The following is a 25,880-nucleotide window of genomic DNA, read 5'->3' as shown; positions in this document are numbered from 1 at the left end:
CCTGTTTTCAAATGATCTCTTCATACGAACCTCGGCACCTCAGGGGGAGGGACCGATCAGGGCCTTCATCGCCAGCGCATCGGCGATCGCATGGGCGTCGATGTCGTTGTTGAAATAGCCCCAGACCGTCCGGCCCTCCGCCTCCTGCGCGCGCATCCAGCGCGCCCAGTCGGCAAGGGCGGCCGGTTCGTAGCGCCCGGCATATTTGCCGCCGGCGCCGTGGAAGCGGACATAGGCGATCCGCCCCGAAGCCCAGCGCTCGGTTGCCAGCCCGGCCATGTCGTGCACGCAAAAGCCGGCACCGGCGCCATCGAGCAGCGCCAATATCTCCTCGCTCATCCAACTCCGGTCGCGAAACTCGAAAACATGGGCCAGGTCGCGCGGCAGCAGCACGAGAAACGCCGCGAGCCGCTCCGCATTTGCATGCCAGCGCGGCGGCAGCTGGTAGAGGATCGGGCCCAGCGTGGCGCCGAGATGGCGGGCATGATCGAGAAACCGCGCCACCGATTCGCCAGCATCCTTGAGCTTGCGCATATGGGTGATGAAGCGCGGCGCCTTGACCGCATAGCAGAAGCCCGGCGGCGCCGCGTCGGCCCAGGCGGCGAAGGTTTCGGGCTTTGGCAGCCGGTAGAAGCTGTTGTTGATCTCGACCGTGTCGAACTGCGCGGCATAATGGGCGTACCAGCGCCTGGCCGGCACACCCTCGGGATAGAAGCGGCCCCGCCAGTGGCGATAGTTCCAGCCAGAGCAGCCGATCCGGATCATATGGCGGTCAACGCCGATATTGGGCTAGAGGGCTCGCATGAACGATGATTTCGATGACGACAGCGAGTCCCTCTCGCTCGACCCCCACTTCGCCGACCGCTTCGAGCGCGACGAGCGCCGCGGCGCGTGCAAGCTCTACCTGATCTCGCCGCCGGCGATCGACATGGGCTTTGCCGAGACGCTGGCGGCCACGCTCGATGCGGGGCCGGTCGCGGCGTTCCAGCTGCGCCTCAAGGGCATCGACGACCACCGCATCGCCGAACTGGCCGGGCCGCTCCAGGCAGTCTGCGCCTCGCGCGAGGTGGCGTTCATCGTCAACGATTCGATCGGCCTGGCCAAGCGGCTCGGCGCCGATGGCGTCCACCTCGGCCAGGATGACGGCGACCCGCGCGAAGCCCGCGAGGTGCTGGGCCCCGACGCGCAGATCGGCGTCACCTGCCATGACAGCCGCCATCTCGCGATGGAGGCCGGCGAATCCGGCGCCGACTATGTCGCCTTCGGCGCCTTCTACCCCACGACCACCAAGGAAACCGAGCACCGGCCCGAGCTCTCGATCCTCGGCTGGTGGTCGACGCTGTTCGAGCTGCCCTGCGTCGCCATCGGCGGCATCACGCCCGGCAACGCCGCGCCGCTGATCGCGGCAGGGGCGGATTTCCTGGCGGTGTCGGGTGCGGTGTGGAACGATCCGGAAGGCGCGGCCGCGGCCGTGAAGAAATTCGCCGCGCTGAAGGGGATGGGGTGACGCTGCGGCGCCTTGCATCCAGAGCCATCCGCCTACATATTGTCCGTAATATCGGCCAAAGGAGCGGCAGATGACGCAAGCAGCCAAGAAGCCCACCGCCGCCGTGCGTTTCTCGATCACCAGCCTGATGGATGATCGCGGCGCGGTGAAGGTCGATGACGTGGCCGAAGCCTTCAGCATGTCCAAGGCGCAACTCGCCGACACCGCCGGCCTCGCCCGCGAAGTGTTCCAGAAAGCGAGCCGCCGCGACGGTCCCAAGGCCCAGGGTCGGGTCCGCGAAATGCTTGAGATCATCAACCTCGTCCAGGCCTGGGCCGGTGGCGCGGCCCAGGCCATGGCCTGGTATCGCGCCGAGCCCATCCCGGCGTTCGGCGGCCGAACCGCCGAAGCGCTGGTGAAGTCCGGCAACGCGACAGCGGTGCGGGACTATGTCGATCACCTGGCGACCGGCGGATACGCTTGAGGTTCAAAGGCGAGTGCTTCCGGGCGCATGATCCCAACTGGGCCTGGAGCCCGCTGTCGGGTGCCGGTGCCGCTCTCAAGGGCCGCCGGTTCAACTGGCCGGGATTGGACACGCTGTATCTCTCGCTCAACTTCACCACCGTGTTCCGCGAGGTATCCGGTGGTTTCGCGCACCGGCTGACGCCCTATGTGCTGTGCAGCTACGACGTCGACTGCGCGGACATCATCGATCTGAGGACCGATGCGGACCGGGCGGCGCTGGGCGTTGCACTGAGCGACCTGTGCTGTGCGTGGGGCGATGCGCTGATCGCGCGGCGAGATCCCGCATCCTGGGGCGTGGTACGGCGGCTATTGGCGGATGGCTGCGCCGGCATCCTGGTCCCGAGCTTCGCCAACGGCGCGACGGCGGACGACCAGAACCTTGTGCTGTGGCGCTGGGGGCCTGCGCTGCCGCACCGGGTAGAGGTGTTTGACCCTGCCGGGAAGCTGCCGAAGACCCGGCCATCGTGAACCTGGAATGAGGGCACACGGCACCGACGCGCTAGGGCGAACCATAGAACGGGAACGTCCGGAAGGGGTGGATTTGCGACGGTCCGCTTCGGAACGCGGAAGCGCTGAAACGGACATGGTTCAGAATGCCGAGGACAGGAGCTTCCGCCTCTTCCGGACCTCTGCTCAAAACTCTACGTACAGTTCCGGTCGTCACCACCCATTCTGATTATCGCAGTTCTCGCAAATCGGGCTAGGCTCAAGACGACGGTTTACATGAGCGTCGAACCATTTGTTAAGCCGGAACGCCTGATTATTGCCCGTGTCGCGCACATAAAAGAGGCTGACCCCGCAGTTCTGGCACCGCATTAGTCGCACCACCAGCAAGCCAGTTAGGGGAATTGCCAAGACGAAAATCGCATTCCCGAGCAGGCCCACATAGAGATGGCCGAGGAATATCCATATTAGGATTGCCCCCAACAACAGCAGTCTGAACTGTCGCGCAAAGCTATACCAAGGATGCATCGTTGCCCTGACTTATCTATATTGCTGCATCGGGTATCCGTGGAAGGGCCATCTTGCAACGGGCGCATTGAACGAATGACGGCTTTAGGGGTTCACGCCCGACTTCGGAACGACCGCGATGGGGTCGGCAGCCGCCACAAGATCCGTTCTGGACAGGGATGACCGCGAAGGGGTGGCTAGCTGCCGTGAGAGCGGCGGCGGATTATCCAGTTGATAAGTGCGCGGCTACCGAAACCAACCGTGGCTGCGATGGCAAGCGCGGTCAATATCAGTAGCCAATCAAGATCGTGATTACACGGCGTGTCTGGAGCGCAATCCCCGAGGGCGCTCACGACGATAGCAAGGCTGATTAGTGGGAGACCCACTAACGTCGCCAAACCACAGCCCCACTTACCGCCCAGTGAATTATTCGACTGATAGCCGCCATCCATAAGGGAGACTATCAACAGAACGACTGTCCGCAAATGGGTCGGGTGCGGCCGTTCGATCCGATCCGGTGCTAAATGACGAGGATTGGTCGCTTCCGGTCAGTCCGGTTTAAGCCCACCGCCTACCCCAGCTTCCCGAACTCGGCCTCGAAACCCGCCTTGTCGTCATTTTCCAGATAGCGCGCCTGGTCGATCCAGCGGTCGCGGAAGATGCGGCCCTTGAACGCGCCGAGCCGGGCGTCGACCTCGGCCGCCTGAGCGGGGTCAAGATCGGCGAGCTGGGCATAGTTGCGGATGCCGATGCCGTTCAGCACCGCCTGGGCCTTCGGCCCCAGCCCCTTGATCCGGGTGAGGTCGTCGGCCGGCTGGTCGGGATGGGCATCGATGCCGATCATCTGGCCCGAGACGTCGAGCACCGCGGCGGCAGCACTATCGGTCAGGCCGTGCCGCTCGGCCGGGCGGGCCGGCGCTGCGGGCGGCGGCGTCCGGGGCAGTGGCGCGCTTTCCGACAGCGACACCCGCTGGGTCGGCTTGCGCACCAGCACGAACAGCCCGACGACCGCGAATAGCGCGATGATGGCGGCAATGATGAGGGTGGTGTTAGACATTCCCCGTCCTTCTCACTCTGATCTTCTTATCCAATGCGGGAATGCTTCAAGCGTTCCGCTGCCGTGCCAATTCACGCCAGCCGATGTCACGCCGGCAGAATCCGCTCGGGAAATCGAGCGCATCGACCGCGGCATAGGCCGTATCGCGTGCTTCGCCGATATCCTTGCCCAGCGCAGTGACATTGAGCACCCGCCCGCCATTGGCGACGAGCCCCGCCGGTCCCTCGGCCGTGCCGGCGTGGAAGACCTTGGCACCCTTGGCCTCCGCCTCGACGATGTTGCGGATCGCGCCACCCTTGGCCGGCGTGCCCGGATAACCGCTCGCCGCCATCACCACCGTCAGCGCGGTATTGGGCGAGAAGCTCGGGCGCGGCAGGTCCGCCAGCCGCCCCTCCGCGATCGCGAGCAGCAGCGTGATCAGGTCCTCCTCGAGGCGGAGCATCAGCACCTGGCATTCGGGATCGCCGAAACGCGCATTATATTCGATCAGCTTCGGGCCGCTCTCGGTCAGCATCAGGCCCGCATAGAGCACGCCCGAATAGGGTGTTCCCATCGCCGCCATCGCGCGCACGGTGGGCTCGACGATCTCCTGCATGGCCCGTGCCTCGAGCTCGGGGGTCAGCACCGGCGCGGGGCTATAGGCGCCCATGCCGCCCGTGTTCGGCCCGACATCGCCGTCACCGACGCGCTTGTGATCCTGCGCCGAACCGAACGGCACCACCGTGGTGCCATCGGTCAGCGCGAAGAAGCTCGCCTCCTCGCCGGTGAGGAACTCCTCGACCACCACCTCCGCGCCGGCGGTCCCGAAGCTGCCACCGAACATGTCGTCGATCGCCTCCTCGGCCTGGTAGCGGCTTTCGGCGATCACCACGCCCTTGCCCGCCGCAAGACCGTCGGCCTTGATCACCACCGGCAGGCCGAAGCTGTCGAGCGCCGACTTGGCCGAGCCGGCGCTGGTGAAGCGGCCATAGGCCGCGGTCGGGATATGCTCGCGCCGACAGAGATCCTTGGTGAAGCCCTTCGAGCCCTCGAGCTGGGCCGCGGCCTTGCTCGGCCCGAAGGTGAGGATGCCATTCTCGCGCAGCAGATCCGCGAGCCCCGCGACGAGCGGTGCCTCCGGCCCGATCACGACCAGCCCGACATTCTCGTCGCGCGCAAAGGCCAGCACCGAATCGATATGGGTCGGATCGAGATCGACGCATTCGGCGCACTGGGCTATGCCGGGATTGCCGGGTGCGGCGTAGAGCTTGGTAAGGCGTTCGGATTGCGCGAGCTTCCAGGCCAGCGCATGTTCGCGGCCACCCGATCCCAACAGCAGGACGATCATGAACGAACTTCTCCCCGGAGATGCCCCAAGCGACGGGCCCCGCCTGTTAGCCGAGGAGCAGCCGGGCGACAACGCACCCGCGCTCACCGTCACCGAATTATCGGGAGCGCTCAAGCGGCAGGTCGAGGATGCCTTCGGCCATGTCCGCGTGCGCGGGGAGATTTCGGGGTTCAAGCGGCACAGCTCGGGCCATTGCTATCTGAGCCTCAAGGATGAGCGCGCCTGCATCGACGGGGTGATCTGGAAGGGCCAGGCCGCGGCCATGCGCTTTCGCCCGGAGGACGGGATCGAGGTGATCGCGACCGGCAAGCTCACCACCTATCCCGGTCGCTCCAAATATCAGATCGTCATCGACCGGATGGAACTTGCCGGCCAGGGCGCGCTGATGGCGCTGCTCGACCAGCGCCGCCGAATGCTCGCCGCCGAGGGCCTGTTCAGCGACGAGCGCAAGCGGCCGCTGCCCTTCATGCCGCGCGTGATCGGGGTGGTGACATCCCCCACCGGCGCGGTGATCCGCGACATTCTCCACCGGCTCGAGGACCGCTGCCCTACCCATGTCATCCTCTGGCCGGTCGCGGTCCAGGGCGAAACCGCGGCGCACCAGATCGCCTGCGCGGTGCGCGGCTTCGGCGCGCTGGGCGAACTCGGGCCGGTTCCCCGCCCCGACCTGCTGATCGTCGGGCGAGGCGGCGGCTCGATCGAGGATCTCTGGGCGTTCAACGAGGAAGAAGTGGTCCGCGCGATCGCCGAATCGCCGATTCCGGTCATCTCGGCGGTCGGCCATGAGACCGACACCACGCTGGCCGACTTCGCCGCCGACCGTCGCGCGCCGACCCCCACCGCCGCCGCCGAGATGGCGGTGCCGGTGCGCGCCGATCTGGCCCACCACGTCCGCGAGCTGGGCGCGCGCGCCGAGCGGCTGGCACAGCGCTATCGCGAGCGGGCCGCCGAGCGTTTCGCGGCGGTGGCCGATCGCTTTCCGGCGCTCGAAAGCCTGTTCGCAGGGCAGCAGCAGCGGCTCGACGACATCGCCGACCGGCTGCCCCGCGCGCTCGACCGCCGCCTCGCCGTGGCGCGCGGGGACCTCGCCCATGCAGCCGGGGCGTTGCGACCTGCGCTGCTGACCCAGCGTCTCGCGCGCGCCAGCGACAGGCTCGGTGCGGTGCGGCTCAACGACCGGCCGATCAGGGCCCGGATCGACGAGGCCCATGCCACGCTCGACCGGCTGTGGCGGATCGCCGAACAGCTCCATCCCGACAAGCCGCTCCAGCGCGGCTATGTCCGCGTCGAGAAACGCGGCGGCGGCGTGCTGATTCGACCAAGGTCCAAATCATTGACAGAGCATGATTCACGCTTTCGGCGGAAGCGCCACGCGCTTCCACCTCAAACGATCATGCTCTAGGATGGGATGGCCGATCCCATATATGTTGCGAAGGAGCCGAAGATGCTGATGAACGCGGGCCGCCTCGCCAAGCTCGATTATACCGCCAACGGGTTTCGCGTGCTGGTGCCGGGTGATCATGTGCTGTGCGCGGTATCGGGCGCTGCGATCCCGCTCGACGAGCTGCGCTACTGGAGCGTGGCCCGGCAGGAGGCCTATGCCGGGGCGGCTGAAGCGACCGAGGCGGAGCGGAAGGCTTGAACGAAGGCCGGTGCGGCCTGGGTGCCGCGCTGATCGCATCGCTGCTAGCGGGCTGCACCCCGACCGTCATCCCGCCTGCGCCGCCGCCCGCGCCCTCTGCCGCGCCGGTCGTGGTCGACAATGCCGATTTTCACCTATCGGGAGCGCTGATCCAGGGCGGGCTCGCCTTCGGGACGGTCCCTGCGGGCAGCCGCACCCTGCTGCTCGATGGCAAGGCGATCGGCTTCGCGGCCGACGGCCGCTTCCTGATCGCCTTCGATCGCGACCAGACGGCCACGACCATGCTCGAGGCGCAGCTGGCCGACGGCGCGATTCATCGCCGCACGCTGACCATTGCGCCGCGCAGCTGGCAGATCGAATCGCTGCCCACCCTGCCGCGCGGCACGACGCCGACCCCGGAGTTCCTTGCCAAGCGCAAGATCGAGCTCGAGCAGATCGCTGCCGCCCGTGCGATCGACAGCGGCGCCACCGGCTGGCGCAGCCGCTTCATCTGGCCGGTGACCGGGCGGATCAGCGGCGTGTTCGGATCGCAGCGCATCTATGCCGGCGAACCCGGCGCTTTCCACACGGGAGTCGATGTCGCACGGCCGACGGGAACGCAGATCGTCGCCCCGGCCGACGGCGTGGTGATCCTCGCGGCGGCCGCCCCGTTCACGCTGGAGGGCAATCTGCTGATGATTGACCATGGCATGGGCCTGAACTCGGCCTTCCTCCATCTGTCGCGGATCGACGTGACGGTGGGGCAGACGGTTCGCCAGGGCCAGCCGCTGGGCGCGATCGGCATGACCGGGCGCGCGACCGGGCCGCATCTCCACTGGGGCATGAAGTGGCGCGATGCGCGGATCGATCCGGCGCCGCTGGCGGGCCCGATACCCGCGGCTGACCCGACAGGTTCCGATGGCGAGCGCTGACGCGCTGCGCGAGGCCTATGCGCTGTACCAGCGCGGCGACTTTGCCGGCGCTGAGGCGCTGGGCCGTCGGATTGCGGCGAGCGGCGTGCGCAGCGGCGCGCTGGAAGGGCTGCTCGGCATGGCCGCGCTGCAGGCCGGACGCTATGGCGACGCGGTGCCGCACCTTGAGGCGGCGCTGCGCGAGACGCCCGACGCCGTGCAGCTCCGCGCCAGCCTCGCCTTCGCGCTGGTCAACAGCGGCGATCTCGAGGGCGCGCGCCGGGTTGCCGCGGTCGGCACCGCGCCGCAGCTGCTTCGCATAACCGCGTTCGTCGACCAGCAGCAGGGCCGCGCCGAGCAGGCGATCACCGGCTATCGCCGGGTGCTCGCCGGCTTTCCGCAGGATTATGAAAGCTGGGACAATCTCGGCCTGCTGTTGTCGGCGGCGGGCGATATCGGTGGAGCGGTCGACGCATTCGACCAGGCGATAAGGCTGCGCGCTGAACCGGCCTTCCACATCCATCGTTCCAAGGCGCTGGCCCAGGGGGTGCGGCATAGCGAGCGTCAGTCGGGACTGCGAGCTGCGGCCAAGCTGTTCCCGCGCGACGTGCCGCTGCTGGTGGAGCTGGGCCTCGCCGAAGGCGCCGTCGGGGATTTTGGCGCAGCCGAGGCCGCCTATCGCATGGCGCTGCAGGTCGATCCCCGCCATGCGCCGGCCTATCTTGAATATGGCATGCTGCTCGAAACGCTGAACCGGCTCGGCGACATGCGCGCGCTGGTCGGGCAGGCGCACACAGCCGGCATCGACGGCGCGGAGATCGCCTTCGTCGAGGCATGGCTGCTCAAGCGCGAAGGCCGCTTCGCCGAAGCGCTGGTCCGCGCCGAGGCGGCTTTTCCAGGCACCGAGCCATCGCGCCACGCGCAACTGATCGGGGAGATTTGCGACCGTCTGGGCGACACCGATCGCGCCTTCGCCGCCTTTGCCGAGATGAACCGCTTCGCCGCGCTGGGGCCAGCATCGGCATTCGCGAGATCGCAGGACTTTCCCGCGCAGGTCGCGCAGGTCGTCGAGCGGCTCACCCCGGAGGCGGTCGCCCGCTGGACTCCGCTCGCGCTTGCCGACGATCCGCCCGCCCCGATCTTCCTCCTCGGCTTCCCGCGTTCGGGTACGACGCTGCTCGACACGCTGCTGATGAACCTGGCCGAGCTGCAGGTCTTCGAAGAAGCGCCGATGCTCGAGCGGGTCGAGGCGATGCTGGGCGATCCGGCCCGGCTTGCCACGCTCCAGAGCGATGAGGCCGCGCGGCTGCGACGAGCCTATTTCGCCGAAGCGGCAGCGATCCAGCCGCTCGACGGCCGCACCATCGTCGATAAATTTCCGCTCCACCTCGCAAGGGCGCCGCTGATCCACCGGCTGTTCCCCGATGCGCGCATCATCATGGCCGAGCGCCACCCCTGCGATGTGGTGCTGAGCTGCTTCATGGCGCGGTTCCAGGTCAATCGCGCGATGGTCCAGTTCCACGGACTGGACAGTGCGGCGCGGCTATATGACCTCGCGATGCAGGCCTGGACGCGCGCCGAGGCACTGCTGCCGATGCGCGTCCATCATGTCCGCTACGAGCGCATGGTCGATGACCTCGCCGGCGAGATACGGCCGCTGCTCGATTTCCTCGGCCTGGCCTGGCGCGACGAAGTGCTCGACAACCGTGGCAGCGCCGCGCGCCGCAGCCACATCGCCACCGCAAGCTACGCCCAGGTGAGCGAGCCGATCTACACGCGCGCAGCCTATCGCTGGGAGCGGTATCGCCGCCATCTCGAACCGGTGCTGCCGGTGCTCGCGCCCTGGGCGGAGCGGCTGGGATATTCGATCTAGAGCCGCGTGCTCTTAATCTGAAGCATTTCCCGCTCATCCTGAGTAGGCATTGAGCGAAGTCGAAATGGCGTATCGAAGGACGTCCTTCGATACGGGGCTTCGGCAAGCTCAGCCCCTACTCAGGATGAGCAGTTCATATCAAAGGCGGGACGCTCACATCTAGCTCAATCCACCCGGCGGAAGCGGACGCCCTTGTTCGATCCGAACGAACCGAGATAGCTGCCCATCATCGCCTTCGAGATGCGGATCTTCTGGCCTGCTCGCGGTTCGTACTTCACCGGCGTCATCGTCTCCCAGGTGCCGGCATCCGGCAGGACGAGCGACCAGCGATCGCTGGCGATCTGGCGCACCGAGCCGATGCTGGTCTGGATCTCGCTGACATCTTCCTGAGCCTCTTCCCTGCCACCGCCGAACAGGCCTATTTTCGGCAGGGTGAAGCCGAACAGCGATTTGCGCGTCTCGCGCATCTGCTCGCGGTCAACCACCACGACGTCCTTGCGCTGCTCCGCGGCTTCGAGCGCGCCGACCGACTGGTCGTAGCAGGCAAGACGCTGGGAGTTATCCGTAATGGATCGGCAGTCTATCACCTTGCTAAACAGCTCGGGCCGGTTGCGTGGCTTTTCTGCCGCCGCCGCGGTCGCCGACAGCATCGCTGCCGCTGCGAAGATTGTCGTTACGGGCGCATATTTCACCGCGTTTCTCCTGAGTGTGAAACAATATAACCATCTTTTGGTGTATCACAGCAACGACATTTCGCGACTGTTGCAAAAAGGCGACATCGGCGTTGCAAGATGCCCGCGGGATTAACCTCCGCTTTACAGTCTGATCGGATTTCTTGCACATCTGCCGACATGCCTGAAAGGAATGGAGGGCGGCGTGCCAGCGCCGCGCCATTTTCGAAGGTTGAGCACGGGTAGAAGATCTCCCCCCGCTCACTCCAGAAAAGGGACTGGAAAGTGACCAACAACATGAAGAAGATGGGCCGCTTCGGGCTTGGCGCAAGCGCGGGTTCGATCGCGCTGAGCCTGCTCATGGGCTCGACGCCAGCGTTCGCGCAGGCGGCGCCCGATGAAGGATCCGAGAATGTCATCATCGTCACCGGGTCGCGCATCGCGCGTCCCGACCTGACGGCGAACAGCCCGATCTCGATCGTCGGCACGCAGGACATCGAGCTGCGGGCCGGATCGGCGAACGTCGAGCAGGTGCTGAACGATCTTCCGCAGATCACCGCGACCCAGTCGTCGACCTCGAACAACCCGGGCGGCGGCGTTGCCACCGTCAATCTCCGCAATCTCGGTTCGCAGCGCACTCTCGTCCTCGTCGACGGCAAGCGCTACATGTCCTACGACGTCAATCAGGTCGTCGATCTGAACACCATCCCGGCTTCGCTGATCAAGCGGGTCGATGTCACGACCGGCGGCGCATCGGCCGTCTATGGCTCGGACGCGATCGGCGGCGTCGTCAACTTCATCCTGAAGCGCGATTTTAGCGGCGTCGAGCTGAACAGCGAATATGACGTCACCTCGCGCGGCGACGGGCAGGTGTGGGACATCAACGGCACCATCGGCACCAATTTCGATGAGGGCCGCGGCAACGTCACCCTGTTCACCGAATATACCAAGCGCAGGTCGACCTTCGCCGGCGACCGCGCCTTCTCAACCAACGCCCTCAGCGACAATGAGGATGGCTCACCGCCCTTCGCCGCCGGCGGTTCGCCTTCGGTGCCGCAGGGCCGCGTCAATATCCTCGGTCTCGGTGCTGCCACCGGTCTGCCTTGCGACATCCAGGACTTCACGGACACGGGTGCAAACCGCTGCTACGTCGCCGCCAACGGCTACAACTTCTCGCCGATCAACTATCTCCAGGTGCCGCAGGAGCGCTTCCTCGTCGCCGGCATGGCGCAATATGAGATCAACGAGCATTTCACGCCCTATATGGAGGCGCAGTTCGTCAATAACCGGGTGACTGCGCAGCTCGCTGCCACGCCGATCAGCAACGGCTCGCCGTTCGGTGACGGCGTGATCGGCCCGCTGACCCTGCAGACGCAGTCACCCTTCTTCACCCCGGCTTTCCGTGCGGCATTGGCCTCGCTCGATGCCGACGGTGACGGCTATGTGCAGTCCAACTTCAACTACCGCACCACCCAGCTTGGGCCGCGCGCCAATTTCGACGAGCGCAATGCCTTCCGCGTCGTGGCTGGCATGAAAGGCGATATCGCGGCGGGCTTCTCCTATGACGGCTCGTACATGTATTCGCGCACGAAGAACTCGCAGCGCCAACTTGGCAACGTCGCGATCAGCAACTTCCTGGCCGCGACCTCGACCGAGTTCGGACCGGGCGGCGTGCTCCAGTGTCGTGACGCCGCCGCGCGCGCCGCCGGTTGCGTTCCGGCGAACATCTTCGGCCAGGGTAATCTGAGCCAGGGTGCGATCGATTATCTCGGCATCGGCGCAACCAACCTCGAGCAATATGTCACCCAGGTTGCCAACCTGTCGATCACCAACAGCAATCTCTTCGATTTCGGGGCCGGCGGCGTCGGCGTCGCATTCGGCGTCGAATGGCGCAGTGAGAGCGGTTCGGTCACGCCGGACCAGTATCTGTCCTCTGGCAACGTGGCGGGCTTCAACCCCGGCCAGGCAACCTCGGGCCGCTACAGCGTCCGCGAGTTCTTCGGAGAAATCCGCGTCCCGCTGATCAAGGACAGCTTCATCTACAGCCTCGAACTGAACGGAGCGGCCCGCGCAACCCATTACTCAAATGCTCCCGGCAATGTGTTCACCTTTGCCGGCGGCGTCGAGTTTGCGCCGATCAAGGACATCCTGTTCCGCGCGAACTACCAAAAGGCGATCCGGGGACCGAGCGTCAACGAGCTCTACCTGGGCAACACCGTCACCTTCGCCGGCAATGCCGATGGCTGCTCGACGGCGGCGGCTCCGACCGGAACGCTGCGCGACATCTGCCTTGCGCAGGGCGTTCCCGCCGCGATCCTCGACGGTCCGGCACCGGCCCGCCTCGCGCTCGGCGATCCGAACAACGTCAATCCGGTCACCTTCCTGGGCGGCAATGCCAATCTAACGGAAGAATCGGCAAAGACCTACACCGTTGGCGTGGTGCTTCAGCCGAGCTTCCTGCCCCGGTTCCACGCCAAGGTCGATTATTACCACATCAAGATCACGGACTTCATCGTGCCCGGCATCGGCACGCAGACGATCGGCAACCTCTGCTTTGTCGACTTCAACCAGGCTTATTGTGGTTCGGACGTCATCCGCCGCAACTCGTTCGGTGAGATCGACAGCTTCAGCGATCTCTACACCAACTCGGGTGGCCTGCTGAACGCCGGTATCGACGTCGAGGTTGACTACACCGTTCCGCTGGGCGCGACCTTCCTCGGCGAAGAGTCGCGGCTGTCCTTCGACCTCAAGGGTTCCTACCTGACGAAGTCGACGATCCAGACCGTGGTCGGCATTCCGTCGACCCTGGTCGACTGCCAGGGCAAGTTCGGCGTGCTCCAGTGCTTCGTTCCGACGCCGAAATGGCGCCATACCTTCCGCACCACGCTGGATACCGGCCCGGTCACGCTGTCGCTGCTGTGGCGCTACATCGGCAAGGCGACCGACGACGATCCCAGCATCCTCTATGGTTCGGAGACCTTGAAGGCGCAGAATTATTTCGACCTGACCGGCCAGGTCGAAGCCACCGACAACATCACCCTCACCGCGGGTGTCAGCAACCTGTTCGACAAGAAGCCCCCGCTCGCTGCCAGCCAGCAGAATGGCGGCAACGGCGAACAGTCGAACACCTACCCGACGCTGTACGACGTGCTCGGCCGCTCCTTCTTCATGCGCGCCAAGCTCAAATTCTAAGCTTCGGAACTTCATTGAAAATGGGGGTGGCGAGCAATCGCCACCCCTTTTTTGTGCGAGCACAGGACTTACCCACCGCCGTCATTCCAGCGAAAGCTGGAATCTCTCTGCGGTGACTTTTTGAGCAGGTGCCAAGAGAGATCCCAGCTTCCGCTGGGATGACGAACAAAAAGGATGATGCGTGAGGCCGTCGTCTTCAGGCGAGGCGCAGACGGCGCCCCTCGTCACGAATCACGCCACGTCGGACGCGGTTCATCCAACCCCGTACCGCAGCGCTCCTCGATGCAACGCCGCAGGGGAGTTACGCGCCCTCGGCCCAGCCCGGCGCCCGGCCGCGATGGCGGTCATAGGCGGTGAGCAGGCCGGTCAGCCCCGGCCGCTCGGCAAGCTCGATAAAGGGATTCCAGCCATCGACGATCAGGATAACCCGATCCTCGCCACTCTCGTTCCACGCCTCATGCTCGATCGTGTCGTCGAACGCCCAGGCCTTGCCGGCCTGCCACGCGCGCACCTCGTTGCCCACCCGGAAGGCGCATCCCGGCGGCACGATCAGCCCGAGGTGGATCGTCGCCCGCATGTTGGTGACGCCGGTGTGCGGCGGGATGCGCGCGCCGGCGCGCAGCACCGAGAAAAACGCGTTGGGCGCGCGATCGGGCACGACAATGCGCGGCAGGCTTTCGACCAGCGCGGCGGTTCGCGGGCAGCGCGCACAATTCGCGTCCTGTCGAATGCCGTTCAGCCACAGGTGGAACGCGCTCCAGCGCTTCGAATGGTTGAGCTCGCCCCACTGGTTTAGCGGAACCCCGGCGGGGCGTGCGACATAGGGTTCGAAGCCCGGCTCGTCCGGCGCCGCCAGCAGGCCGCGCAGTTCCTCCAGCACATCCTCGGCGGCGGCTTCGAGATCGGCGAGCCAGGGAAAATCGGCCGCGTCGAAATAGGGGATCGCCGGCAGCCGCGGCACCGTCAGAAAGGTCGGCTGCTGGACATAGCGCCGCGCCTCGCCCGTGAGCAGGCCGATCGCCTCGACGAGGCGGGGCGAGATGTCCGCGGTGTCGACTGTCTCCGCCACGATGGCCCGCAGCTTGCCATTGTCCGCGTCGATCGCTGCCTGCGCCTGCGCCACCGCCCCGGCCATCCGGGGATCGGATCGCAGCTGGGGCGGCATGCAGTCGAAATAGTTGCGATAGATCGCCGCCGCCTCGACCCGCTGCCCGACCCGATCCAGCAGCGCCGCCTTATGGAACAGCGCCTGGACGAAATAGGGATCGATCGCCAGCGCCGCATCCAGCGCCCGGAGCGCGTCGTCATAACGCCCCAGGCCGCCCTGCGCGGTCGCCAGGTTGAAGTGCAGCGCCGCCTGCCCGGGCTCGGCGGCCACGGCACGGGCCAGCAGCGGCACCGCTTCTCCGGCCTCTCCCTGCGACAAATGCCAGTTCGCCACCGCATTGAGCGCTTCGGGATGACCGGGATCCTGCGCGAGCACCTGCCGCCACAGCGCGGCGGCGCGCGGCCTGTCCCCGGCCGCGGCGCGGGCCTGGCTCGCGACAAGCTCGGTCTCTGCTCCCCCGCTCATCGCGCCAGCATGCGATGCGCCGGCGGCGCGGGCAAGGTCTTCATGGCGGCCCGGCGCGCAGCCAGCCGGTTATCGACAGGCGCGGCGCGCCGGCGAACCTGGTGACGATGCTCACGCTGTGCGGCTGCGGCACGCTGAACAGCGTCAGGCTGTTGAACGCCGGCACCAGCCCGCTGACCTGTCCATCGCTCTCGTGGAACAGCAGCAGCCCGCCCCATTCGACCCGCCAGCGGCGCGTCAGCCCATAGACATAGGCAGCCACGCGGTTCTTGCCCGCCACCTCGTCGTCATGGCCGGTCAGGAAATCGCCCGGGTTGTAGCGGGTGGCCTGGGCATCGGCGAAGCCGATCGCGGCTTGCCCGGTCACCGCCTGCAGGAACCGCAGCACCGGCTCGGACGACAGGAACGCCGCAAAGCGATCGATCGGCCGTCCCGCCGCGCTGCGCTCGGCCGGAGCATCGGGCACGCGCAGCGCCTCATAGCGATATTGAAAACCCCAGCGCGCCGCCTCGTCGACAGCAGCCTGCAGCGCTGCGGAGCGGTCGGCGTCGAAGCTGGCCCGCACCTCGCGCGAAAGCTCGAACAGCTTGTCGCCCGAATTGACCATCTGCAGCCAGGCATCGCTTGCCAGCAGCACGCGCTCGAGCTCATCGGCCGAGGCAGGATCGAGCAAGTCGTCGATGCGGACCCTGCCGTCGCGACGATAGGCCTCGGCGAGCCGCGACCAGTCGAGCGCCGGGTTCAGGCTGGGGGCGAAGCCGTTCACAGCATCAGCGATATTCGGCCGCGGTCGCAAACTCAATCGCCCCCTCCACATCGGTGCCTAACGAAGCATCTAAGCCGGGTGCGGCCATTTCACATACGGTGCGACATTCTGTGTGATTATCGAGATTAAATCCCTGTAATATAATAATTTTTGTTATTTACCGTCTCCGCACCAATGCGCAGACACGACCATCAGCCAAGGCCGGATCGGTAGCGATTTCCGCGTCAGAATCGTCGTCCCGACCGGTCTTCATCGGCCAGCAAAGGGATTGTCGTGAACCGCTTTCAAAACAAGATCCGTCGCGCCGCGCKCGCCGCCGGCGCGGCGCCATTCGCTGTCGGCATCATGCTGGCGTCTCCGGCCCACAGCCAGGCGGCGCCGCAGACCAGCCGGCCCCCTGCGGCGGGAAGCGCCGCCGCGTATGACGAGAACAACGTCATCATCGTGACCGGTTCGCGCATCGCGCGGCCCGAACTCCAGGCCGCCACACCGATCGCCGTGGTCGGCGCGCCCCAGATCCGGAATCAGGGTGTCACCAACGTATCGGACCTGGTGCAGGAGCTGCCGCAGGCGGGCATTCCCGGCATCAGCACCACCAACAGCAACTTCAACACTACCGGAAACGGCATCTCGACGATCAACCTGCGCAACCTGGACACCGCGCGCACGCTGGTGCTCGTCAACGGCCGCCGTTTCGTGCCGGGCGTGGCGGGCACGTCGATCGTCGACGTCAACAACATCCCGACCGATTTCGTCGACCGCGTCGAGGTGGTGACGGGCGGCGCGTCGGCGGTCTACGGTTCGGACGCCATCGCCGGCGTCGTCAACTTCGTGTTGAAGGACAAGCTCGACGGCCTGGTGGCTCGAGCCCAATATGGCCTGACCTCGCGCGGCGACAACCGGCGCTATTCGGCCAGCCTGACCGGCGGCATGGCGTTCGGACCCGACGACCGCGGATCGGTCATCGCCAACTTCACCTATGACCGCGATTACGGCCTGCTGTCGCGCAAGCGCAAGATTTCGGCGCAGGACTGCCTCTTCACCTGCGGCCCGGAAGCCTATAGCTCATTCCCCGCACAGGGCCGCTTCGTGCTGGTCGGTGATTCCCCCGAGATCCTGACGGCGGCGGACGGCACGCCAACCGACAACTTCACCTTCAACCCCGACAACAGCCTCGTGACCGGTTTTCCGGTCGGCTACGGCTATAACCGCAATTCGGTGCGCCGCATATCGACCCCGGTGGAGCGCTATCTGGGCGCGGCATCGGCCAGATATGAGCTGACCGACCATGTCACAGCGTTCATCGAAGGCACCTACGCCCATACGCGGTCATCCTCCCAGATCGAGGCCGCGCCGTTCGGTGCCGGTGCAGGCATCCCTCAGCCCGACCTGGCCCTGGGCTATGGCATCGACAATCCGTTCATCCCGGCCTCGGTCGCGGCGGCCATCGCCGCGCGCAACGGCGATGCCGATCCGACCAACGACATCACCTCGATCAGCTTCGCGCGCCGCCAGACCGAGGTGTTCACCCGCAGCAACACCAACCGCCGCGACACTTTCCGCATTGCCGGCGGCGTCCGCGGCGACATCGCCGACCAGTGGAACTACGAGATCTCCGCGGTCTACGGCCAGCTCAAGGACCATACCCAGACCCAGGACGTCGACCTGACGAAATATGCCGCTGCGCTCGATGCGGTGCGCGATCCGACCGGCGCGATCCTGTGCCGCGACCCCGCCGCGCGGGCAGCCGGCTGCGTGCCGATCAACCTGTTCGGCTACAACAGCGCCTCGCCCGAGGCATCGGCCTATGTGCGCTCCGCGGTCCCGCGCAGCGACGACGTCAAGAATACCCAGCTCGTCGTCACTGCGAATGTCTCTGGCACGGTGGTGAAGCTGCCCTATGGCGACCTGAAGGTGTCAGTGGGCGCCGAATATCGCCGCGAGAAGAGCGTCGACAATTGGGACGAGTTGACCAATGCCGGCCTCAACTCGGGCAACCTGACGCCGGACACGATCGGCAGATATACCGTGAAGGAGCTGTTCGGCGAGGTGGACATCCCGCTGCTCAGGGATCTGCCTTTCGTCCGCTCTCTCAGCGTGCAGGGCGCGGCGCGCTATTCGCATTATTCGACGATCGGCAATGTGTTCAGCTGGAATGCCGGCGCCGAATATTCGCCGGTCGAGGGGCTGCGGCTGCGCGGCAACTATGCCGTCGCCAACCGCGCACCGAACATCAGCGAGCTGTTCTCGGCACCATCCGAAACCTTCCCGACCGTGCAGGATCCCTGCAACGGCATCACCGCCACCAGCGGCGGCGGCGATTTCGCGGCGGCATGCCGCGACATTCCGGCGGTCGCGGCGGCCATCGCGCGCAACGGTAGCTTCGAATATGGGCAGGCCGATCTGCAGGGCATCAACGGCTTCGACGGCGGCAATCGCAATCTGCAGGAGGAGAAGGGCAAGACGCTGACGCTCGGTGCGGTGATATCGCCGAACGCGCTGCGGGGCTTCAGCCTGACCGCCGATTATTTCGACATCAAGGTGTCGAACGCCATCGGCATCATACCGCGCCAGACCTCCATCCAGCAGTGCCTCGCAACCGGCCTGTCGCAATTCTGCAACAACGTCATCCGCGATCCGAACAGCGGCTTCATCACCACCGTCAACGCGCAGAACATCAACATCGCGAACCTGCGCACCCGCGGCATCGATTTCAACCTGGCCTATAATCGCAGGCTCGGGCTGATGACCGACGACCGGCTGGCGCTGAACATCCTTTATACGCGGACCCTCAAGTACAAGACCCAATCCGATCCGTCCGCGCCGGTCCAAAGCGGCCTCGGCAACCTCGAATATGGCGAGGTGTTCAAGCACAAGATCAATGCGACGATCAATTACAGCTTCGGGCCGATCAGCCTGAACTGGACGACCACCTATCTGAGCAAGATGGTCGATACGCCGATCGAGGAGTTCGATCCCGAGGGCACCCTCGACTTCCTGATCAACAGCGCCGGCCTGACCCCGGAGCAGGCCGCGCGGGCGGTGTCGCACAACAACATCAAGGCGCGTCTCTATCACGATGTCCAGTTTCGCGCCCGCGCCGGCGACAAGGAGCAGTTCGAGTTCTTCGTGGGCGTCGACAATCTGTTCGACCGCAAGCCGCCGATCCTGGAAGACGGGCTGTTCTTCGGCTCGATCACCGGAACGACCACCGCTGCCGACGTCTACGACCCGTTCGGCCGCCGCTTCTATGCCGGCGTGCAGGTCAAGTTCTGATCGGGCGGCTTTTCAGGCCCGGGTGGCGCCGGGCTTCCACAGGATATCGCCCTCGCCGCCAAGGTTGAGGTAACGCGCGAGCACGAACAGATGGTCGGACAGGCGGTTGATATAGGCGAGCCCCACCGGGTTGAGGCCGACATCGGCGTTCGCCGCCACCGCAGAGCGCTCGGCCCGGCGGCAGGTCGCGCGGGCGAGATGGACCGCCGCAGCTGCAGGCGATCCGCCGGGCAGGATGAAGCTGCGCAGCGGATCGAGCGCTTCGTTCATCGCATCGATCTCGCGCTCGAGCCGCTCGACCTGCGACGCGACGATGCGCAGCGCCATGTCCGACGGCGCGAAGTCGGGGCCGGGAGTCGCGAAATCGGCGCCCAGATCGAACAGCTCGTTCTGGATACGGCCGAGCTGGGCGCGAGCCTCTTGCGGCAGGGCCTGCGTCAGCGCGACGCCGATCGCCGAATTCAGCTCGTCGACGTCTCCGATCGCGGCCATGCGCGGCGCATATTTGGGCAGGCGCGATCCGTCGACCAGCCCGGTTTCGCCGGCATCGCCGCCGCGCGTGTAGATCCTGTTGAGGCGCACCATCGCCGGTGGCTCAGCCGCCGCGGCTCATGATCAGCAACAGGATGACGAGGATCACCGCGATCGCCTGGAACGCGATGCGCTGCCGCATCATGCGGTTCTGCTTGAGCCCCGACTGGCTGATCCCGTCGCCCTTCAGGTCCGCCTCGGTGGTTCGCAGGAAGGTGATGATCCCCCGCACCAGCGCCACGACGGTCGCGATCATGGCCGCGACGATGAGGATCAAGAAGAGCGTGTTTCCCATGAACAGCATGTAGCGCGACAGCCGGTGAATTACACCCCTGCTGTTTTCCTCAGCCCGTCATGCCAACGAGGGCTGACGTCTCAGGCTTGCGCAGAGCGCCGCCGCATCCACGCCCTCGGCGCGCATCGAGGCCAGCGTCGGCGCGCCCGCGCGTTTTGCGAGCCGCTCACCTTTCCCGTCGGTCAGCAGCCGATGATGATGGTAGCGCGGCGTCGGCAGGCCGAGCAGCGCCTGCAACAGGCGGTGGACATGCGTCGCCGCGAACAGGTCCGCGCCCCGGACAACATCGGTGACGGCCTGCGCGGCATCGTCGACGGTGACCGCGAGATGGTAGCTGGTCGGCGCGTCCTTGCGCGCGAGAACGACATCGCCATGGATTTCCGGCGTCGCCGACACAGCGCCGGCAGCCTCGTCATGCCAGGTCAGCGGGCCCGCCCGCACCGCGGCCATGGCGATGTCCAGGCGCCAGGCATGCGGTTCACCCGCGCCGATCCGTCCCGCCCGCTCGGCATCGCCCAGCGAGCGGCATGTCCCCGGATAGATCGGTCCATCCGGTCCGTGCGGCGCACTCGCGCTCGCCGCGACCTCGGCGGCAATCCGCGCACGGGTGCAGAAACAGGGATAGGCCAGGCCCGCTGTCCGCAGCTGGTCCAGCGCGGCGCGATAGAGCGGCAGCCTTGTCGACTGGAACAGCGGCTCGCCATCCCATTCCACCCCCAGCCAGCGCAGGTCCTCTATTATTCCGTCGACATGTTCGGGACGGCAGCGGGTCGGGTCGATATCCTCGATCCGCAGCAGGAAATGTCCGCCGCGCGACCGCGCGAAATCATGCGCCAGCAGCGCCGAAAAGGCGTGGCCGAGGTGCAGCCGTCCGGTCGGGCTCGGCGCAAATCGGGAAATTACACTTTCGTGCATTCGGACTCTTGACGAGGAGTCGACGGAAATGCTGTCATGCCCATGTCACGCTTTCGAGCGAAAGGGTGGCCACGAGGGCGCGGCCGGTTCGGCCATAGGCGTTCCGGTGTGCGAACGGAAGGCTGTGGGCTGGCCCGGGTGGAGTTCTCCATCTCGTGCAGAAGGCTCTGGTTCGTTCATGTACCATTCCGATCTCATGCGACATCCGGACAGTTGTCCAGCGCTCGTGCTCAACGCCGATTATACGCCGTTGAGCTATTACCCCTTATCGTTGTGGAACTGGCAAACCGCTATTAAGGCGGTTTTTTTGGAACGCGTCGACATCGTCTCGCAATATGAGCGCGAGGTGCACAGCCCCAGTTTCTCCATGAAGCTGCCCTCGGTGATCGCGCTGCGGCAATATGTGAAGCAGTCCGAGCATCCCGCCTTCACCCGGTTCAACCTGTTCCTGCGCGATCGCTTCTCCTGCCAATATTGCGGTTCGCTGGCGGACCTGACGTTCGATCACGTCATTCCGCGCGCGCACGGCGGACGCACCACCTGGGAAAATGTCTCGACCGCCTGCGCGCCGTGCAACCTGCGCAAGGGGGGGCGCACCCCCCAGCAGGCACGCATGCGGCTCTTCGAATCGCCGTTTCGCCCGACCAGCTGGCAGCTCCAGGAAAACGGCCGCAGCTTCCCGCCGCACTATCTCCACCAGAGCTGGCGCGACTGGCTCTACTGGGACATCGAACTCGAGGCCTGATCGAATCCTCCGTCCTTGACGACAGAGAGCCGGGCCCCGCCGGGGTGACGGATAATGGCGAGCCTCCCCTCCTCCGTTGCCCGATTGGCCATTCCCGATTAAGTAGTTTCCCGGAGCGAGCGATGCGACTTGCGTCCACGCCCCGGGGGAGTTTGCATATGTTTTCGTCCGAAGTGCTTTTGCGCGAGGGGCCGTGCCGCCGCGCCGCGTCGCGAAATGCCAGCGCGCTCGACACCAACCTGCGCCATGCTTCTTCGGCGTCCCGGTCGCCCTGCCGGATCATCGACATATCGATGAGCGGTGCGCGGCTGCGGCTCTATCAGGATCTCGCGCCCGATACCTCGATCCGCATCTCGCTGCCCGGAAAGGGGCTGGTCGACGCGCGCATCGTCTGGGCAGACGGCCGCGAGGCTGGCTGCAGATTCGATCGCCCGCTCGACGAGGCCAGCGTGAGCATGCTGCAAGCGAGCGCCGAACGGCCCGCGGCGGGCTGATCAACCGCGCATCGGCAGGGCGTCCAGCATTTCGTGGAGCGCGCCTAGGCAGTCCGCACCGAGCTGCTTGGACCGCTCCGGCGACCAACCCCGTTCGGGGTCGGGCAGGTCGCGATTGTCCTTGAACGGCATCTCCAGCGTCGCGGCCACGCAACCGAAGCGGTTGGCGAGCTGGTTAGTCGACATCGCGAGATTGGCCTTGCCGGCCGACGCCACCGGATAGCCGTAGCGCGTCTGGAAATCGGGGGTGCGGCGCGCCAGCGTGTCGCGGAACAGATGATAGAGCCGGCCCTGCTCCTCGGTCCAGTTCGGGATGCCCTCGAAGCCGGCGATGAAGACATAGGGGATCGCCTCGTCGCCATGGACATCCATTGCGAAATCGACGCCGGTCGCATCCATCCGGCGCAGGACATGCACGACCTCGGGGCTGCGATCGAGGCTGGGCTCGTGCCACTCGCGGTTGAGGTTGATGCCGGCGGCGTTGGTGCGCAGATGACCGCGGCGCGAACCGTCGGGGTTCATGTTGGGGACAATGTGGAAGGTGGCGCGCTGGCGCAGGCTGCGCGCGATCGGATCGGACGGATCGATCAGCCGCTCGAGGGCCCCTTCCATCCACCATTCCGCCATCGACTCGCCGGGGTGCTGCCGGGCGTAGAACCATAGCTGCCGCGGGCCGTCGCCCATCGTCAGCAGGTCGATATCCTGGCCATCCAGCGTAGCGCCGAGCCGTTCATGGCGGACTCCCGGCGCGGCTGCGATCCTGGCGACCAGGTCGTGATGCCGCTCCATCGAATAGGGCGCGAAATAGGCCAGCCAGACGCTGTCGGCCCCGGGCGTGAAAGCGATCGTCAGCACGCCGTCGGCAAAGCTGGTCGGCACCCGGAACCAGTGCTGCCGATCGATCGAAGCGCAGGCGTTATAGTCCTTCCAGCCGTCGGGATAGGCCGATCCGCCGGCATTGGTGATGCGCAGGCTGACCGGCTGGCCCTTGGCGCCGGTCAGCCTGAAGTGGAACCATTGGTAGAAATCGGACTGATGATCCTTGACGATGGCGAGGTCGAGAACGGTGCCGTCGCGACGGATCAGGGCGATGTTGCCGCTGTCGAAGCCGCTGGAAACACCGATGCTTTGGGGAGTGGTCATTTCACCGTGATAGTCTCGCCCGACTGGCCGGGGAAGCCCTGGAACAGCGCCGCGGCGAGACGCGCCGCGGCCGCTTCGGGATTGGCCTGGGGACTGCCGTCGCGCGCGACCGCTTCGGCGCGGCCTTCCCAGATCACGGTGCCCTCGGAACGCCGCTTGAGCTGGACCGACAGCTGCGTCAGCACGTCCATGCGCTGCCGCGCCTGCCCGATCGGAAAGCTCACCGCACCGCCGAGCCCGACGCTGGTGCCGCCACGCCAGCCGCCGCCGCTGCCCCCACCGACGCCGATCGACACCGAGGAACGCTGCGCCTCGCCTGCCGGGCGCCAGGAGCGGCTGACTTCGGTCACGGCCACCAGTTCGGACGTGGCGAGGTTCGGGGCGATGTTGAAGCCGAGCCGGTTGAGCTCGCCCTGCACGATGCGGGCATAGGTCTGGAATTCGAGATCCTTCGCCAGGGTGGGATCGCGCGGCTCCACGACCACCGCGCCCGGCGCGATCGGTTGGCCCAGATGAAAGCGGGTGACCCGCATCTCTGGCGTCTGCGCGGCGCATCCGGCAAGGGCGAGCGCCGTTCCGATCATCATGGCCCTGGCGGCGAAGTTGTTGGCGATCATGTATTCATCCCTCCAGCGATGCATAGCATCGAAACGCATCAGCAACATTTTCGCTGCATATAGGCTTAATGGTTGCAAGCAACCGCCCCTCAAACGCCGGGCGGCAGGCATCCGCCTGCCTTGGCTTCGCGCCAATAAGGCGCGGCGGCCGGTCGGCCTTGCGGAGCCCTGGCCGGGCTCCGACGCCGGGCTTGATCTCAGGACTCGCCAGTGTCGCTGCAACACCACCGCGAGCGAGACGCTGCGTGGCTCGAAGAGACAAGCGCGCACAGCGCGTCCGAGCGAAAGCGAGGAAGCCCAAGCAGGGCGGATGCCCTGCGCCCGGCGTCTGAGGGCAAAACAAACTTGACTCCCTCCAGCCGCCGCCATAGGGGAGCGCCTCGTTTTTCCGATATCAGACAGAGTGAAGGCAGGCGTTACGGCCATGAAGATCCGCAATTCCCTTAAGTCGCTGAAGGACCGTCATCGCGACAACCGCGTGATCCGCCGTCGTGGCCGCACCTATGTGATCAACAAGACCAACCGCCGTTTCAAGGCGCGTCAGGGCTAATCGATCCGCTGCCACAGCGCCGCACGCGCGCCGTCATCTTCGATGTCGGCAATGTGCTCTACGACTGGAACCTCCGGCAATTTTTTGAACAGCTCGTGCCCGCGCACGAGCTGGAGCTGTTCCTGCGCGATGTCGTCAATCTCGATTGGCACGGCCAGCATGATGCCGGCCGGCCTTTCGCCGAGACCAGCGCCGAACTGATCGCCGCCTGGCCGCGCTTCGCCGAGGCCATCACCGCCTTCGGCCCCCGCTTCTCCGAGACCGTCGCCGGCCTGTTGCCCGGCATGGAGGCGATTGTCCGCGCCCTGCACGGCAGCGGCATTCCGCTCTACGCCATCACCAATTTCAGCCATGAATTCTGGCCGCCATTCCGTGCCCGCGAGGCGGCGATCTTCGACCTGTTCACGGACATCCTCGTCTCGGGCGAGGTGCGGCTGGTGAAGCCCGATCCCGCGATCTACGCACTGGCGCTGGATCGGTTCGCTCTCATCGCGGGCGAGGCGATCTTCATCGACGACAGGGCGGAGAATGTCGTCGGCGCGCAGGCGGCGGGCATGCTGGGGCATCTGTTCGAAGGCGCAGGGCCGCTGGCGGAAGAGCTGCGGCGGCTGGGCCTGCTCGGAAGCTGATCATTCTGCGAAGGGATCAGCGGCTGCGCCGCTTCAGCGACCACCTCCCGGCACCTTTGTCCGCGCCGCGCCTGCGCGATGCTCATCCTCGGACCAACCCTGCTCGCCGATCAGCGGCACGAATGTGACCGCCCCGAGATTTTCCTCCTCGTAGCTCCCGGCGCCGGTGCGCGTCACCTTGCACAGCGACTGGCTTCCCCGCTCGCCTACCGGAACCACCAGGGTGCCGCCGACCTTGAGCTGGGCCTTGAGCGCGCGGGGCACCTCGGGTCCACCGGCCGAGACGATGATGGCATCGAATGGCGCTTGTTGCGGGAGGCCCAGGCTGCCGTCGCCGATATGCACCTCGACATTGCCATAGCCGAGCGCCTCGATGCGCTGCCGCGCCAGCCTGCCAAGCGTCTCGTGCCGCTCCACCGCAAACACCCTGGCGGCGATGCGACCGACCACGGCTGCGGCATATCCGGATCCCGCGCCAACCTCGAGCACGCGATCGTCGGCGTCGATCTCCGCAGCCTCGATCATGGCCGCGACGATATAGGGCTGCGAGATCGTCTGGCCGTGCCCGATCGCCAGCGGCGAATCCTCATAGGCAAACTCTTCCATGCCCTCCGGCACGAAGCGCTCGCGCGGCACCTCGCGCATGGCCGCCAGCACGGCCTTGTCGCGCACGCCCCGGCGCACGATCTGGGTGGCGACCATGCGCTTCCGCAGCTTCGCGAAGTCAGCCAT

Annotated in this window: 25 protein-coding genes; 13 read left to right on the top strand and 12 right to left on the bottom strand. The window is 66.1% G+C overall.

What is annotated here, in order from left to right; genetic code table 11:
- Positions 1-39 precede the first annotated feature (39 nt).
- A complete protein-coding gene (locus AC1DQK_RS05890) occupies positions 40-765 on the bottom strand; it encodes a DUF72 domain-containing protein (RefSeq protein WP_477868374.1) in 726 nt (241 codons plus the stop codon).
- Between the two features lie 37 nt (positions 766-802).
- Between AC1DQK_RS05890 and thiE the strand changes: the two genes are divergently transcribed.
- The 3 genes from thiE to AC1DQK_RS05875 all read left to right on the top strand — a co-directional run bounded on the left by thiE (position 803) and on the right by AC1DQK_RS05875 (position 2,479).
- A complete protein-coding gene (thiE, locus tag AC1DQK_RS05885) occupies positions 803-1,507 on the top strand; it encodes a thiamine phosphate synthase (protein WP_477868372.1) in 705 nt (234 codons plus the stop codon).
- A 70-nt stretch (positions 1,508-1,577) separates the two neighbouring features.
- Entirely contained in the window at positions 1,578-1,970 is a 393-nt protein-coding gene (locus AC1DQK_RS05880; RefSeq protein ID WP_477868370.1) for an antitoxin Xre/MbcA/ParS toxin-binding domain-containing protein, read from the top strand.
- Positions 1,967-2,479, top strand: a complete 513-nt coding sequence (locus AC1DQK_RS05875; RefSeq protein ID WP_477868368.1) for an RES family NAD+ phosphorylase — start codon at positions 1,967-1,969, stop codon at positions 2,477-2,479. Before AC1DQK_RS05880 ends, AC1DQK_RS05875 begins: the two co-directional genes overlap by 4 nt.
- Before the next feature lie 1,054 nt (positions 2,480-3,533).
- Here AC1DQK_RS05875 and AC1DQK_RS05870 read toward each other — a convergent pair.
- Both AC1DQK_RS05870 and purD read right to left on the bottom strand, forming a co-directional pair.
- A complete protein-coding gene (locus tag AC1DQK_RS05870; RefSeq protein WP_477868366.1) occupies positions 3,534-4,019 on the bottom strand; it encodes a hypothetical protein in 486 nt (161 codons plus the stop codon).
- A 46-nt stretch (positions 4,020-4,065) separates the two neighbouring features.
- Entirely contained in the window at positions 4,066-5,346 is a 1,281-nt protein-coding gene (purD, locus tag AC1DQK_RS05865; RefSeq protein ID WP_477868364.1) for a phosphoribosylamine--glycine ligase, read from the bottom strand.
- On the opposite strand from purD, the gene xseA reads away from it, so the two are divergent.
- From xseA to AC1DQK_RS05845, 4 genes are read left to right on the top strand one after another with little or no spacing between them, the layout of a single operon-like run.
- Positions 5,345-6,748, top strand: coding sequence for an exodeoxyribonuclease VII large subunit (gene xseA / locus AC1DQK_RS05860; RefSeq protein WP_477868362.1), 1,404 nt, complete (start codon positions 5,345-5,347; stop codon positions 6,746-6,748). The two genes, purD and xseA, sit on opposite strands and share 2 nt — an antisense overlap.
- Before the next feature lie 42 nt (positions 6,749-6,790).
- Positions 6,791-6,988 (top strand): DUF2093 domain-containing protein, encoded by a 198-nt coding sequence (locus tag AC1DQK_RS05855; protein WP_477869246.1) that lies wholly within the window; start codon positions 6,791-6,793, stop codon positions 6,986-6,988.
- A complete protein-coding gene (locus AC1DQK_RS05850; RefSeq protein WP_477868360.1) occupies positions 6,985-7,899 on the top strand; it encodes a M23 family metallopeptidase in 915 nt (304 codons plus the stop codon). Before AC1DQK_RS05855 ends, AC1DQK_RS05850 begins: the two co-directional genes overlap by 4 nt.
- Entirely contained in the window at positions 7,886-9,751 is a 1,866-nt protein-coding gene (locus AC1DQK_RS05845; protein WP_477868358.1) for a tetratricopeptide repeat-containing sulfotransferase family protein, read from the top strand. Before AC1DQK_RS05850 ends, AC1DQK_RS05845 begins: the two co-directional genes overlap by 14 nt.
- A gap of 164 nt (positions 9,752-9,915) precedes the next feature.
- Here AC1DQK_RS05845 and AC1DQK_RS05840 read toward each other — a convergent pair whose 3' ends face one another.
- Positions 9,916-10,443 (bottom strand): hypothetical protein, encoded by a 528-nt coding sequence (locus AC1DQK_RS05840; RefSeq protein ID WP_477868356.1) that lies wholly within the window; start codon positions 10,441-10,443, stop codon positions 9,916-9,918.
- Positions 10,444-10,707: 264 nt separating this feature from the next.
- On the opposite strand from AC1DQK_RS05840, the gene AC1DQK_RS05835 reads away from it, so the two are divergent.
- Positions 10,708-13,614: a TonB-dependent receptor domain-containing protein gene (locus AC1DQK_RS05835; RefSeq protein WP_477868354.1), complete on the top strand. Its 2,907-nt coding sequence runs from the start codon at positions 10,708-10,710 to the stop codon at positions 13,612-13,614.
- A gap of 301 nt (positions 13,615-13,915) precedes the next feature.
- On the opposite strand, the gene AC1DQK_RS05830 is transcribed toward AC1DQK_RS05835, so the two are convergent.
- Positions 13,916-15,187 carry an aspartyl/asparaginyl beta-hydroxylase domain-containing protein gene (locus AC1DQK_RS05830; RefSeq protein ID WP_477868352.1) on the bottom strand — a complete coding sequence of 424 codons (1,272 nt, stop codon included), beginning with the start codon at positions 15,185-15,187 and terminating at the stop codon, positions 13,916-13,918.
- A gap of 40 nt (positions 15,188-15,227) precedes the next feature.
- Positions 15,228-15,953: a 2OG-Fe(II) oxygenase gene (locus AC1DQK_RS05825; RefSeq protein WP_477868350.1), complete on the bottom strand. Its 726-nt coding sequence runs from the start codon at positions 15,951-15,953 to the stop codon at positions 15,228-15,230.
- 273 nt (positions 15,954-16,226) lie between these two features.
- Between AC1DQK_RS05825 and AC1DQK_RS05820 the strand changes: the two genes are divergently transcribed.
- The gene (locus tag AC1DQK_RS05820; RefSeq protein ID WP_477868348.1) at positions 16,227-19,229 is read left to right on the top strand and encodes a TonB-dependent receptor plug domain-containing protein; all 3,003 of its coding nucleotides are present in this window, start codon (positions 16,227-16,229) and stop codon (positions 19,227-19,229) included.
- A gap of 12 nt (positions 19,230-19,241) precedes the next feature.
- Here AC1DQK_RS05820 and AC1DQK_RS05815 read toward each other — a convergent pair whose 3' ends face one another.
- From AC1DQK_RS05815 to gluQRS, 3 genes are read right to left on the bottom strand one after another with little or no spacing between them, the layout of a single operon-like run.
- Entirely contained in the window at positions 19,242-19,814 is a 573-nt protein-coding gene (locus AC1DQK_RS05815) for a cob(I)yrinic acid a,c-diamide adenosyltransferase (RefSeq protein WP_477868346.1), read from the bottom strand.
- Positions 19,815-19,824: 10 nt separating this feature from the next.
- The gene (locus AC1DQK_RS05810) at positions 19,825-20,055 is read right to left on the bottom strand and encodes a twin transmembrane helix small protein (protein ID WP_477868344.1); all 231 of its coding nucleotides are present in this window, start codon (positions 20,053-20,055) and stop codon (positions 19,825-19,827) included.
- A gap of 57 nt (positions 20,056-20,112) precedes the next feature.
- Positions 20,113-20,970, bottom strand: coding sequence for a tRNA glutamyl-Q(34) synthetase GluQRS (gene gluQRS, locus AC1DQK_RS05805; RefSeq protein ID WP_477868342.1), 858 nt, complete (start codon positions 20,968-20,970; stop codon positions 20,113-20,115).
- Positions 20,971-21,148: 178 nt separating this feature from the next.
- On the opposite strand from gluQRS, the gene AC1DQK_RS05800 reads away from it, so the two are divergent.
- Positions 21,149-21,715: an HNH endonuclease gene (locus AC1DQK_RS05800; RefSeq protein WP_477868340.1), complete on the top strand. Its 567-nt coding sequence runs from the start codon at positions 21,149-21,151 to the stop codon at positions 21,713-21,715.
- A 158-nt stretch (positions 21,716-21,873) separates the two neighbouring features.
- Positions 21,874-22,209, top strand: a complete 336-nt coding sequence (locus AC1DQK_RS05795; RefSeq protein WP_477868338.1) for a PilZ domain-containing protein — start codon at positions 21,874-21,876, stop codon at positions 22,207-22,209.
- Here the strand turns inward: AC1DQK_RS05795 and AC1DQK_RS05790 are convergent, their stop codons facing one another.
- Both AC1DQK_RS05790 and AC1DQK_RS05785 read right to left on the bottom strand, forming a co-directional pair.
- A complete protein-coding gene (locus AC1DQK_RS05790) occupies positions 22,210-23,352 on the bottom strand; it encodes a M14 family metallopeptidase (protein ID WP_477868334.1) in 1,143 nt (380 codons plus the stop codon). It lies immediately after the preceding gene.
- Entirely contained in the window at positions 23,349-23,969 is a 621-nt protein-coding gene (locus tag AC1DQK_RS05785; RefSeq protein WP_477868332.1) for a DUF4136 domain-containing protein, read from the bottom strand. The genes AC1DQK_RS05790 and AC1DQK_RS05785 overlap by 4 nt, the downstream gene beginning before the upstream one ends.
- 424 nt (positions 23,970-24,393) lie before the next feature.
- On the opposite strand from AC1DQK_RS05785, the gene ykgO reads away from it, so the two are divergent.
- Complete coding sequence (gene ykgO, locus AC1DQK_RS05780) at positions 24,394-24,519, top strand: type B 50S ribosomal protein L36 (protein ID WP_003046794.1); 126 nt, start codon at positions 24,394-24,396, stop codon at positions 24,517-24,519.
- 8 nt (positions 24,520-24,527) lie between these two features.
- Positions 24,528-25,148 carry an HAD family hydrolase gene (locus tag AC1DQK_RS05775; protein ID WP_477869244.1) on the top strand — a complete coding sequence of 207 codons (621 nt, stop codon included), beginning with the start codon at positions 24,528-24,530 and terminating at the stop codon, positions 25,146-25,148.
- Between the two features lie 33 nt (positions 25,149-25,181).
- On the opposite strand, the gene AC1DQK_RS05770 is transcribed toward AC1DQK_RS05775, so the two are convergent.
- Positions 25,182-25,880, bottom strand: a complete 699-nt coding sequence (locus AC1DQK_RS05770) for a protein-L-isoaspartate(D-aspartate) O-methyltransferase (protein WP_477868322.1) — start codon at positions 25,878-25,880, stop codon at positions 25,182-25,184.

It is taken from the genome of Rhizorhabdus sp. P4_G5, assembly GCF_056401065.1.
The sequence above is the reverse complement of the archived record's forward strand: the minus strand, read 5'-3'. Positions and strand labels throughout refer to the sequence as shown.